We start from the raw sequence: 12324 nt of genomic DNA on the forward strand, positions 1-12324 counted from the left end.
GTGCACATAGTGCAAAAAATTAAAAATAAGACGCCAACTACGTTGTTTTCTTGCTGTTTAATCTGCACAGATGAAGATAACTGAATACCTTCAGTTTCATGATAAGGGGGCTGGCGAAGGGTGTCAAGCAAGTTTTTTCGTTTCTATTTCCAATAAAAGTTTGTTATATGGTTATGCAAGAAGTCTATTATAAATGAAATGAATGTGAAAAATATCTTGTTAGCACTTTTAGTACAAATGATATTCAGTTTGCCGCTATTTGCAGCTGATCCTGTTTTGCTCAACTGCATTAAAACTCCGGAAATATATGACCTTGATGCAAGGCCAAAAAATTTTAGCTCTTCAAACAATTTAAGAAGGAAACCTGGTTCTCCAAATAGTGCAATAGGGGAATTAATACACATAGTGGGTAGAATTACTGATATAAACTGCTTACCAATACAAAATGCTGTAGTTTCTATATGGCACGCGAATTCACGCGGCGTGAACCATTACGATAAGAATATAGAGGATGATCCGAATTTTGCTGGATCAGGAAGGTTTGTAGTGAATAATCTTGGCTATTATAATTTTATTACGATAGCACCTGGTAAAATTGGTGATAGAGCTCCACATATCAACTTTCTAGTTCAACATCCGGATTTTCCGGAATTCACAACGCAAATGTTTTTTGTTGACCATAATTGCGATAATTGTGCTGATCCTGTTCTTGGAGATTTTGTTAGTAATGGGCTTGCAAGCCTTCTCATAACACCATTTACTTACAGTGATCAGGTCATAAAAACCTATACGTTTAACATTACCTTGGGCGGATATAATAAGTTCTCTAATAAAAGATAAAAAACCCTTGCATGTAAGGGAGTCCATAGTAAACTTGAGTGTTATTGTACTTAGGATGTATATGAAAAATATCTTACTGATGTTTTTGCTGTGTTTTATGTACAGTTTACAATTATTTGCAACGGAGATGCCAGCAATGAAAATAACAATTTCTAAAATTTCGCCCGATTTTAAAACAATAGTAACGGGTTTATTTGAGGACAACGAAACCGTAAATGATGGCGGAGTTTTGCAAGGAAAACAGATCATGGATAATATAAAGCAATTTAGCAATTTCAATGGAAGTTTTGGTGAATTTTTCTCTACTACTTTGCCAGAAGAAAAAAATGTCATAGTTGTTGGACTTGGTAAGAAGGATGAATGGAATGAAAATAAAGAATTAAATATTGGTGGTAAAATATATTGTGAGCTAAGCAGATTAAAAATTAAAAAAGCAGCGGTTTTAATCGAAGGTAGTGCAGCAAATGTTGCATATGGTGCGTTTCTGCGTAGTTTTAAGTTTGATAAGTATAAAACTAAAAAGGATGAGAAAATTACAGAGGTAGAGGAGATTACCGTATTAGTAAAAGATGAGCAATTAAGTAATGCTGAAAGATCATTTGAGCACTCAAGGCAAGAAGGTGAGAGTATATTCCTTGCGCGCTCTTTTATAACAGAGCCTCCTAACATTCTATATCCAGAATCCTATGCTGATCATATAAAAAAAGAACTTACTAAGCTTGGCCTTGAAATCGAGGTGCTTGATAAAAAGCAGATGGAAGAGAAAAAAATGGGAGCCTTGCTTGGAGTTGCACAAGGAAGTAGTAAAGAACCAAAATTAGTAGTGATAAAATGGAATGGAGCTGCTAAAGAACAAAAGCCAATAGCTTTTGTTGGTAAAGGCATAACGTTTGACACTGGTGGAGTATCGCTCAAACCTTCACGTGGTATGGAGTCGATGAAATATGACATGGCAGGCTCTGCTGCTGTGGTTGGGGTGATGCATGCTTTAGCAGGACGAAAAGCAAAAGTAAATGCGATCGGTGTGGTCGCACTTGCAGAAAATGCAGTGGGTGGTAATGCTCAAAGACCAAGTGATGTAGTAACTTCAATGTCTGGACAGACAATAGAAGTGTTGAACACCGATGCAGAAGGAAGGCTCATACTTGCAGATGCTTTGTGGTATACGCAAGAGAGATTTTCACCACAATTTATGATTGATCTTGCAACTTTAACTGGTGCTATAGTGGTTGCGCTTGGAAATAACGAATATGCTGGTCTTTTTTCAAATAATGATGAATTAGCAAACCGTCTGATTGATGCAGGAAATGAAGTAAATGAGAAGTTATGGCGTTTTCCTATGAATGAAACTTACGATAAAATTATTGATTCACCGATTGCTGATGTGCAAAATATCGCTCCTGCGGGCTCTGGCGGAGATAGCATAATGGCTGCACAGTTTTTACAGCGTTTTGTGGATGAAACTTGCTGGGCACATTTAGATATTGCAGGCACTGCTTGGCACGAAAAAGGTACTGACATTTGTCCAAGAGGAGCAGTAGGTTTTGGTGTAAGGTTACTTAATAAGTTGGTTGAAAAGTACTACGAAGCCAATGATTAAAGATCTTTATCTGGATTTATGGCTTGACTTACAGCTACATGAACGTTTATTTTTGAGGCGCAGCAAATGAAAGTAGCTGATACATATTTCTTTTTTTCTGGATTCCAGTGTCAGCTACTTTCATGACACCCTGACAACCGTCATCCCGCTGCTTGTTAGCGGGATCTAGAGATACCGCGGCGGTATGACGTAGGACTGCTGTCATCCCAGTGCTCCTTTTTTTGTCATCCAAGTAGCCTCCTATGGTGTCATCCCAGTGCCCAGACAACTGGGATCCAGTTGAGCTATTTCAACAAAAATACTGCATTTTGAGATGAACGTTTATTTTCACCAGATTATTTACAAGTATAACAATTAAAGTCTGGATTCCAGTGGGCTTTGTTGCATAGCAACTGAAAAAATCTGGTGGCTGCTGACAAAATTCATTATAAAATAGCCATTTAACCTTGAAAGAAAAAATATGCCACAAAAAATGAGGGTCAGTAACCATAGCGAATATAACAAATTTCTAGAAAAAAGAGGAAATATTTTTCATTATATCAACGAAGCCATAGAAAAGTGGTACGAGAATAGTCCAAAAATACCAGGTGGCAACAATATTTATAGCGATAAAGTTGTAATTTTGGTGCACATAATAACTTGTTTATTTAGAATAGGCCTGAGGCAAACAGTTGGGTTTATAGCAGGATACCTTGAGCAAATTGGGAAAAATTTGCAAGTTATCAGCTATTCACAATCATCAAGAAGGTTTAAGAAACTCAATATTAAGATCAATGATTGCAGAAAATAATATGGAAGATATCGAAATTGCTATAGACAGTACAGGAATTAGTATATACAACAACACTCCTGGTCATAGCAAAGAAAATAGCGAAGATAGAAAGTATCGCAGCTATGAACAGACAAGAAAATTGCATGTAATGTTGAATACAAACAGCAAAAAAGCCATAGCTGTAAAATACAGTAACGGCTGATCACTATGGAGCTTGTGATTTGCTAAAAGAAGTCGATTTTCAGTATGTCATAAAAGTACTATATGCAGATAGGGCATATGACAGAGAAAAGCTCTATAAGCTGTGTAATCAATATGGTATAAAAACGAAAATTCCTCCGAAAAACAACGCAGCAGAGCATCCAAAGTTAGACTATATGGCTGAGAGAAATTCTGCAGTCAAGCTCATAAAGTCATATGATGAAGATGGTATAAAGAAGTGGAAAAAAGAGATGAGTTATGGAAAAAGATCTTATATAGAAAGTTTTTTCTCGCGACTGAAACAAACATTCGGGTTTAGTTTTAGGAATAAATCTGAGACAAATAGAGAGAAGGAACTACTTGTTAAATGCTATTTGCTCAATAAGTTCACTGATATTGGTATGGCTAAATTTGAGATAGCTTCATAAATTTATTGTGCGTTACCTACTATCCGAAGAGCGATGCAACAAAGCCATTCCAGTGTCAAGCACTGGAATGACACCGTCTTGGATGGAAACCAGTGTTGGCTACTCGGATGACATCATAGGGGCGCTGGGATGACACCCTGACAATCGTCATCCCGCTGCTTGTTAGCGGCTAAGAGATACCGCGGCGGCATGACGTAGGGAAACCGTTTTTTGGGTTAGCTATAACAGTAGTCAGGAAACAATAGCTTAAAAAGAGACTTAGTGTTAAATTTCTAATAGATTACTTATAAAAACAAATCTTATGGAAAGCAGAGCTAAGGCTTGGTTCATTTGGCTGATTAGTAACTTGGTTGTTATATTCAGCAACATGCAGATAATTTATACCTTTATAAGTGTAAATCTCGAAAAGGAACTTGGACTTACAATCGCGCAAGTTGCACTGGATAATTCAGCATATACTTGGACTTTCGCCATCTTACAATTTTTTAGTGGAGCAACGTTTAATGTTTTTTCCAGTAAAAAAATTTATTTTTTCTCGTTATCAACTATGATCTTGGGGTTTTTTGTCCTTATTAATAGTGACAATTTCTCCCATTTGATTTTGTCTCAAGTGTTGATTGCAACTGGAGCATCATTTGGTTTTATTGGTGCTGCTCACACAAGTAGCATATGTTTTTCCGCTGCCCAATTTGGACTAATGTTTTCACTAGTGCAGACAATTTCAAGCCTTTCTGCTTTGGTAATTCAAATACTGTTCTCTAACTTGCTTGCCGAAGATGCATATTGGAAAAATCTGATTGTATGCATAATACTATTTGGTGTGTTGATATTTGTACTTACGCTTTTTTGTCCAAACACACTTCCAGAAAGCAGCTCAGAAAAGCGCACAATAAAAAGCTCTATGAAGACAGTAATGTGCTCTATATTAACAGTGCTAAAATTAAGAGATATCTGGATAACTTCAGTGGTGGGTGCTATTACTTTTGGAACATTTTTAGCACTTAATACCTTGTGGGCTCCAAGGTTACTGGGCAACTCAGAACTCAATGCAATGGAGTCAGGTATAGCAACTGCAATACTATGGCTTGGTCTTGCAGTTGGTGCTCCAATTGCAGATCGAATCTCAAACTTATTTAAAAATAGGAAACATGTAATTTCTGCTTTTGCTTTATTGCAAGGCGTCTCAATTATTATTTTACTATACAGCCATTTAACAGTCCACGTTGTGTACTTTTGTATGTTAATGTTCGGGTTTTTTGCGGGAGGACATATGCTTAATTTTACTGTCGGCAGCGAGATTGTGAAACGAAAATACATCAGCACATCATCATCCATTATCAATGGATTTATGTTTATTGGCAGTGGAGTTATAGTGTCAATGTTAGCACTTTTTACAGATCATAAAATGGCACTTTTTGCAATATTTGCGATATTGATAGTTGCCGGTATTTTAAATTATGCAACAAAAGAGACATACTCTAAAAAATAAAGTAGCTGAATCTCGAGTCGATTGCTATATTATATTTACGTATTGTAATATTTATCAATAATGGATCACGTTACAACAAAAGACACAACAGTAACTAAGGCAACGATAGCTGGAGATATAAACCAAGAAATAGGATTATCAAAGGAAGACTCTGTTTCGATAATAGATGATATATTGGACGAAATAAAGACAAGCTTGGTAAAGGATGGAATAGTAAAAATATCGTCATTTGGAACATTCTTGGTTAAGAAAAAGAAGGAAAGACCAGGAAATATACCAAATACATCGGAGAAAGTGATGATTCAGGCAAGAAATTCAGTTTCTTTTAGGCCTTCAAAAATTATAAAAAAATCAATCAATAATTAATGAACAAGGAAAAATTATTTTATACGATTGGGGAAGTAGCTGAAGAGCTACATTTGGAACAGCATGTTTTGAGATTTTGGGAAGGTCAATTTCATCAAATTAAGCCTACAAAGCGTAAAGGAAGAAGGCTATATGATCGCAAGTGTATAGAGGCCATAAAGAAAGTAAAATACATGCTATATGATAAAGGATATACAATAAAAGGAGTGCAAAAAGAATTTGGTAATGATATAAAAGTCACAAAGAATTTGTTGCAAGAACTCACCGATTTGAGGGACTATTTAACTAGTAAAATAAATAACGAGGAAAGTAACAAGCAGGCGTGAAACACTACGTCTCGCTAAAATTTTGGAGTTTTGTGAGAGTTTAAAATGTGGCATATAGCCTCATTTCTTATGTTATTAGCAATATTAATAGGCTGTGGCCTGCAAAAACCTGCACCTGTGCTGCTTAAAGGCGAAGAATTTTACGGAAAAAGAGATCTGGAATATACAAGAGAGTACCATTTAATTAGGGAGCCTTCAGTGCAAAAAGAAAGTAGAAAAGCCATCATAAATAGGATATACAAAGATAACAATAATACACAAAATGTGGGGGTAAATTGTAAATTTGTAATGCCAGTTAAAGGTTCAGCTACCTCTTCTGATGAAATGTGTAAGGATGGCATAAAAATTGCTGCTCAAAATGGAACGAACGTAGTTTCCTCTGCACCAGGCAAAGTGATATATGTAGGCAAAGGGCTGAGATGGTATGGGAATTTAATTATAGTGGAACACAAAGATAATTACATGACTGTGTACTCCTATTTAAAAAACATACATGTTGAAATTGGCGATAAAGTAAAGCAAGGTCAAGTAATTGGATCTGCAGGTAAATCAAGCACACAAGATAAAGATCCACAGATGTGTTTCACAATACGACATAATGGCCAAGCGGTTGATCCTTTGATGCATATGAACTGTAATTGAATTTGGATTTATATGAAATATGATTTTAAAAGTGTTGAAAAATTTTATCAAGATAAATGGGATTTTTCTGTAAGCAAGAGTGGTAAACAAGAAAAGTGTTACGTGTTGGAAATGTTTCCATATCCATCTGGTAAAATTCATATGGGACACTTACGTAACTATGCAATAGGGGATGTGATAGCGCGTTACAAGAGAGCTAATGGATTTGAGGTTTTGCATCCAATTGGCTGGGATGCGTTTGGATTACCAGCTGAGAATGCAGCAAGGGATAACAATATTAGCCCCGAAACATGGACAAAAGAGAATATAGATAATATGCGTACACAGTTGAAATCTATAGGTCTTTCTTATAATTGGGAGCGTGAACTCTCCACATGTGAGCCTGATTATTACAAACACGAACAAAAATTTTTCCTGGATTTTTTAAAGCATGGGCTTGCCTATCGAAAAGAATCATGGGTTAACTGGGATCCAGTGGACCAAACAGTGCTTGCAAATGAACAGGTGGTTGATGGAAAAGGATGGCGATCAGGTGCAGTTGTTGAAAAACGTAAGTTGTCCCAATGGTTTTTAAAGATTACTGATTTCGCTGAAGATTTACTCAAGTGCCTGCAAAGTTTGAAAAATTGGCCAGAAAAAGTCAAAACAATGCAGGAGCGTTGGATAGGAAAATCTGAAGGAGCAACTATAGAGTTTGAAGTAGTTGGCCTGAATAAGAAATTAAAAGTTTTTACAACTTATCCTCATACTTTGTTTGGGGCTTCTTTTTGTGCAGTGGCAGCAGAGCATCCTATTGTGCAGGAATTAAAGAATGGTTCTTCTGTTGTCATCCCAGTGCTTGACACTGGGATCCAGGAAATAAAATCGAAAAGAGAGAACGATGAAAAAATAGGAGTTTACACCGGATTAAACGTCAAACATCCATTTCTTGATAAGGAATTGCCGCTTTACATAGCGAATTTTGTGTTGATGGAATATGGGGAAGGCGCGATTTTTGGTTGCCCTGCACATGATCAGCGTGACTTTGAATTTGCACAGAAATATAATTTGCCGATAATTCCCGTTATTTCTTCAGCCCACTTAGGTGTCATTCCAGCGCGTGACCAGAATTCTTACAATGGATCCCAGTGTCAAGCTACTCAGATGACAAAGGAGGCGTATACTGGAGACGGGACAATGTTTAACTCCGAATTCTTAAACGGATTAATGGTTAGTGAAGCAAAGGAAGCCATAGTTAAAAAATTTGAAGAAAAAAAAATAGGCAAAAAAACAATAAACTATCGTTTGCACGATTGGGGAGTTTCAAGGCAGCGTTATTGGGGATGCCCTATACCTATCATATATTGCAAAGATTGCGGAACTGTTCCAGTGCCAGAAAAAGACCTTCCTGTAGTTCTACCAATAGATGTAGAATTTACAAGTGGTGGCAATCCGCTGGATAAGCACCCAACTTGGAAATTTGTTGATTGTCCAAAGTGCGGAAAGCAAGCAGAGCGTGAAACTGATACATTCGACACCTTTTTTGAATCTTCCTGGTATTTTGCTGCATTCTGTAGTGAAGATAAATCAATAGACAAAGATGCATGTAATCGTTTTATGCCTGTTGATTATTATATAGGTGGGATAGAACATGCAATTCTGCATTTGCTTTATTCAAGATTTTTCTGCCGTGCTTTAACCAAATGTGGCTATTTTGATATTAAAGAGCCTTTCTCTACTTTAATCACTCAAGGAATGGTCTGCCATGCAACTTATAAAGACGAAAATGGTAAGTGGCTATTTCCCGCAGAAGCAAAAGAATTAATAGCGCGAGGTGCAAAAGTTCAAGTGGGCAAAGTTGAAAAAATGAGCAAATCGAAAAAGAATACAGTTGACCCAAACTTTATCATAGAAAAGTATGGTGCTGATACTGCTCGCTTGTTTGTGTTGTCCGACACTCCTCCGGAGAAAGATATGGAATGGTCCGATGATGGTGTGGAAGGTTGTTCTCGTTATGTAAATAAATTGTGGCGTATGGTCATGCAGCTAAGACCTGTAAATATACACTATGATAATGAAAATGTTACGGGTGGACTTCTAGAGTACAGAAAAAAAATTCATAAACTCTTACACGGACTTACAGATGACTTGGAAAACTGCAGATTAAACTGTGTAGTGGCAAAATTTCGTGAGATGACGAATTTAATAGCTGAAATAGACGTAAAAACTGGAAAATCTCTTATTGATGAAGGTATATGTATATTAATCAGAGTAATCGAACCATTCATACCACATCTAGCTGAAAGCCTATGGCAAGAAATAGGAGGTCAACCTTGGCCAAAAGCTGATGAATCATTATTAGTTGACGATACGGTAACTATAGCAGTGCAAATCAATGGAAAATTACGTACAACAATCAAGGTGGCAATTAACTTACCTCAAGAAGAATTGAAGAAAATAGCGATAGACTCTGTGTCCAGTAAGATCGATCAAAGCAAAGTTCGCACTGTATATGCTGTACCAAATAAGATAGTAAATATAGTTATATAAAAGACCTGAGTAGTACGTTTTATATAATCTGATTTTATGGCTATACTTTTTTTGACATGTAGTTATATCTTTTTTAATATAAAGGATATATACTTATGCATTATATATTTTTTTGTATGAGGAGTTATATGAAAATAAAGAGATTGTGCGTTTTGGCTGTGTTGCTTACTTCATCTCTAGCAGGTGCAGCTAGTAATAGTGCAAGTAAGTCAGAAGATAAGTACTATGCAGGTTTAAACTTTGGTGCTGGTTGGGGTGGTGGCTTTAAAATGAAACCTGGTGTTGTTCTTGGTTACCATTATGACCAAAACTCTAAATTTGAACTTGAGGTTCTCAGTAATATTAAGTCATTAAAGAGCATAGGAGCTAGCTTATTGGCAAACTACCGCTTCTATCCTGACCTTGATATTGATCCCGTTAAACTATATGTCAGCGGAGGTTTAGGAGGATATCTCCAAATAACACCTTTTGGCTTTGGTGTTAGTGATACAGTTGATGGTGATGGCGATAGTTCACAAGAAGAAAAAGAAAAGGAAGAAGAAACACAAGGTGCTCCAGAATCAGGTGGTGAAGCTGCTGGTTCATCTGTAGTAGATAAAATACTGAGTTCTATTTCCTATAAACTAAAGTTAGGTGTTGATTATGAAATTACTCCGCAGATAATTGGTGCAGTTGGTATGACCATGGGTGGGCAACTAAGTGGTATAAAAGCAAAACAAATACCAGATGCAACTCTAGAGATAGGGGTACGTTATAATTTTTAATGCTGCTACTTAGTTCATAAAGGTAGAGACGATGTTGAGGATGAAATAAACAGCATTAAAAAAAATCCGAAAACGTATTTTCGAATATGGTTTTGAACGCTAGCTATAGATTAGAAAAATAACAAGAAAAAGGGTAAACATACTGTAATTGCTGTTGAATGATGGAGTCCATTATTTTAGCACGAAGTAACGAATTCAGTAGAATAAGTTCTTCAAAAATAATTTAAACTTTTATTAGTAGGAGCAGTCTCATGGAATATTATAGCGATCTCACTAAAAGAAACTTTTATAAGTATCGTTGATGAGAAAGGAAAAATTGTTAAGGAAGAAGTTGTTGCAAGAGAAAGTAAGGCAATAGCTGAATTTTTTCTTGGTCAAGGCAAAAATGACCTTACCCAGAAAAAGTGGAGAGAAAGTGTGGAATGTTTTTTACAAAAAGAATGATGCATCAAATTGTTCTGGAATGCAATAGTTAATAGTGACGTTGTTTGTTATAAAAAATTTCTATATATTCAAATATAGCAGTTTTGATATGCTGTTTAGAGTGCCGAGAGGTGTCTATTGGTAACTCCCTTTTTAGAGAACTGAAGAAGCTTTCCACAACAGAATTGTCGTAACAACAACCTTTATGATTCATCTATGTTTTTTATGGATAAGAGATATTGATAACCTTGCAAAGTATATTGTGAACCTTGATCACTATGTAATAGTAGATTTTTAACAGGTTTACGCCTATTAATGGCCATTAATAAAGAGTTCATAACCAATTGTTTATTTATTGCACTACTCATTAACTACCTTACTATTACCCATAAGTATATAAATAGTAAAAAAGCTGATATTTTACTAATTCAACTTTCTATTATAAATGGATCTATGGTCTAAAAATGGAATATATGATGAAAAGAACTATAAATACTTCAACTGGCGAATGGGCAGAAAGTGAATTTGGAATTGTTAATTTTGGTGATATAAGATTAAGTAAAAGGCTTCTAAAAATAGTTAATAGTTTTGCTGAATCGCCTGAGCGTTCAATAAATCAAGCTTGTGAAGATTGGCATCAAAGTAAAGCAGCTTATAGATTTTTCCAAAACGATGCCATTTCTGAGAGAAAGATATTAGAAAGTCATATAATTAAAACTGTTGAAAGAGCTAAAGAATACTCAACTATCTTAGCTATCCAAGACACGAGTTATATCTCATATAAAAATCATAAAAAGACCGAAGGATTAGGGATTATAGCAGCAAGATTAACATCTAAAACAACTAATTTTAAAACACATGGATTAGTGATGCATACAACGTTTGCAGTTACAACAGAAGGACTGCCTATAGGATTATTGGATCAAAAAATTAGTACTAGACCCTCCTTAGCTGAAGACCTAAAAGAGTTGAAAAGAAGAAGCCATAATACTGCTGTTCCCATAGAAGAGAAAGAAAGCATACGGTGGATAGAATCACTTAAATATTCTACTAATCATCCTGGATTAAAGGATATCAAGGTAGTTACCGTCTGTGACAGAGAAGCAGATATGTATGATTTATTTGAAGTTGCTTCCACTAATCAATCTCTTTTTGTAGTAAGAGGAAATCAAAACAGAACAATAAATAAGAAGTCGACTTATTCTGAAAAAGGTGGTGAAAGGTTGTGGGATCTGATGAATCGCATGTCTTGTCAAGGAGAAATACAAGTGAATATTCCTGCTCGCAATGATAAACCTCAAAGAACAACAGTTTTAGAAGTAAAGTTTAGCAACTTTGTGATGAATGCATCAAAAAATAACGCTAGACGTAAAACCCAAAAACTTCCTAATTTAAGTTTAAATGCTGTCTATGCTATAGAAAAATACCCCCCATTTGGCGAAGAGCCTGTGAACTGGATTTTGTTGACAAATATAAATATTAATAATTTTGAAGAAGCAGTAGAAAAAATACAATGGTATTGCTTAAGATGGAGAATAGAGGTTTTTCATAAAATTTTGAAATCTGGTCTTAAAGTTGAAGAATGTAGGCTCCAAGCAGCAGATAGATTAATCCGCTTTCTTACAATAATGAGTATAATTGCATGGAGAATATTTTTTATCACACTAGTAGCTAGAACAAATCCAAATCTTTCTTGCACTTTCATACTGACTGACGACGAATGGAAGGTTTTATATACCAAAATGCTTAAGACAAAAAACTATCCTGAGACACCACCACCTATAAGAGAAATTGTGAGGTGGGTGGCCAAGTTAGGAGGGTTTTTAGCTCGCAAAAATGACTTAGAACCAGGCCCTATAGCTTTGTGGAAGGGATGGAAACGTCTCTTTGATTTAGCAGAAGGATGGAAACTTGCTCATGAATTTTATACTTGTGGGTAATAGT

Annotated in this window: 11 protein-coding genes and 2 pseudogenes; 11 read left to right on the forward strand and 2 right to left on the reverse strand. The window is 35.8% G+C overall.

Translation table 11 applies throughout. The annotated features are described in order from the left end of the window. The first annotated feature begins 198 nt into the window (after window positions 1-198). Window positions 199-840, forward strand: coding sequence for a protocatechuate 3,4-dioxygenase (locus tag OM961_RS02220; RefSeq protein WP_155968861.1), 642 nt, complete (start codon window positions 199-201; stop codon window positions 838-840). A 97-nt stretch (window positions 841-937) separates the two neighbouring features. Then, window positions 938-2440, forward strand: coding sequence for a leucyl aminopeptidase (locus OM961_RS02225; RefSeq protein WP_174515790.1), 1503 nt, complete (start codon window positions 938-940; stop codon window positions 2438-2440). A gap of 46 nt (window positions 2441-2486) precedes the next feature. Here the strand turns inward: OM961_RS02225 and OM961_RS02230 are convergent, their stop codons facing one another. Continuing rightward, on the reverse strand, window positions 2487-2708 hold the full coding sequence (locus OM961_RS02230; RefSeq protein WP_264339275.1) for a hypothetical protein: 222 nt from the start codon (window positions 2706-2708) through the stop codon (window positions 2487-2489). A gap of 192 nt (window positions 2709-2900) precedes the next feature. Between OM961_RS02230 and OM961_RS07540 the strand changes: the two are divergent. The 8 genes and pseudogenes from OM961_RS07540 (at window position 2901) to OM961_RS02280 (ending at window position 9957) form a co-directional block, all read left to right on the forward strand. Next, window positions 2901-3841: pseudogene (locus OM961_RS07540) on the forward strand (IS5 family transposase). A 7-nt stretch (window positions 3842-3848) separates the two neighbouring features. Then, window positions 3849-3974 (forward strand): hypothetical protein, encoded by a 126-nt coding sequence (locus OM961_RS02250; RefSeq protein WP_256437788.1) that lies wholly within the window; start codon window positions 3849-3851, stop codon window positions 3972-3974. A gap of 168 nt (window positions 3975-4142) precedes the next feature. Further along, entirely contained in the window at window positions 4143-5330 is a 1188-nt protein-coding gene (locus OM961_RS02255; protein ID WP_264339278.1) for an MFS transporter, read from the forward strand. A gap of 60 nt (window positions 5331-5390) precedes the next feature. Continuing rightward, entirely contained in the window at window positions 5391-5696 is a 306-nt protein-coding gene (locus tag OM961_RS02260) for an integration host factor subunit alpha (protein ID WP_006279881.1), read from the forward strand. Beyond that, a complete protein-coding gene (locus tag OM961_RS02265) occupies window positions 5696-6022 on the forward strand; it encodes a MerR family transcriptional regulator (protein ID WP_006279880.1) in 327 nt (108 codons plus the stop codon). The genes OM961_RS02260 and OM961_RS02265 overlap by 1 nt, the downstream gene beginning before the upstream one ends. Before the next feature lie 45 nt (window positions 6023-6067). Continuing rightward, window positions 6068-6664, forward strand: coding sequence for a murein hydrolase activator EnvC family protein (locus OM961_RS02270; RefSeq protein ID WP_006279879.1), 597 nt, complete (start codon window positions 6068-6070; stop codon window positions 6662-6664). 12 nt (window positions 6665-6676) lie between these two features. After that, entirely contained in the window at window positions 6677-9193 is a 2517-nt protein-coding gene (gene leuS, locus OM961_RS02275; protein WP_264339279.1) for a leucine--tRNA ligase, read from the forward strand. 128 nt (window positions 9194-9321) lie between these two features. Continuing rightward, window positions 9322-9957, forward strand: a complete 636-nt coding sequence (locus tag OM961_RS02280) for a hypothetical protein (protein ID WP_155968855.1) — start codon at window positions 9322-9324, stop codon at window positions 9955-9957. 429 nt (window positions 9958-10386) lie between these two features. On the opposite strand, the pseudogene OM961_RS07545 reads toward OM961_RS02280, so the two are convergent. Beyond that, window positions 10387-10748, reverse strand: a pseudogene (locus OM961_RS07545) (transposase); the annotation flags it as partial. Between the two features lie 105 nt (window positions 10749-10853). On the opposite strand from OM961_RS07545, the gene OM961_RS02295 reads away from it, so the two are divergent. After that, window positions 10854-12320 carry an IS4 family transposase gene (locus tag OM961_RS02295; protein ID WP_264339584.1) on the forward strand — a complete coding sequence of 489 codons (1467 nt, stop codon included), beginning with the start codon at window positions 10854-10856 and terminating at the stop codon, window positions 12318-12320. The last annotated feature ends 4 nt before the right edge of the window (window positions 12321-12324 follow it).

The sequence above is a fragment of the Wolbachia endosymbiont (group A) of Cydia splendana genome (genome assembly GCF_947179475.1).
Lineage (GTDB): Bacteria > Pseudomonadota > Alphaproteobacteria > Rickettsiales > Anaplasmataceae > Wolbachia > Wolbachia pipientis.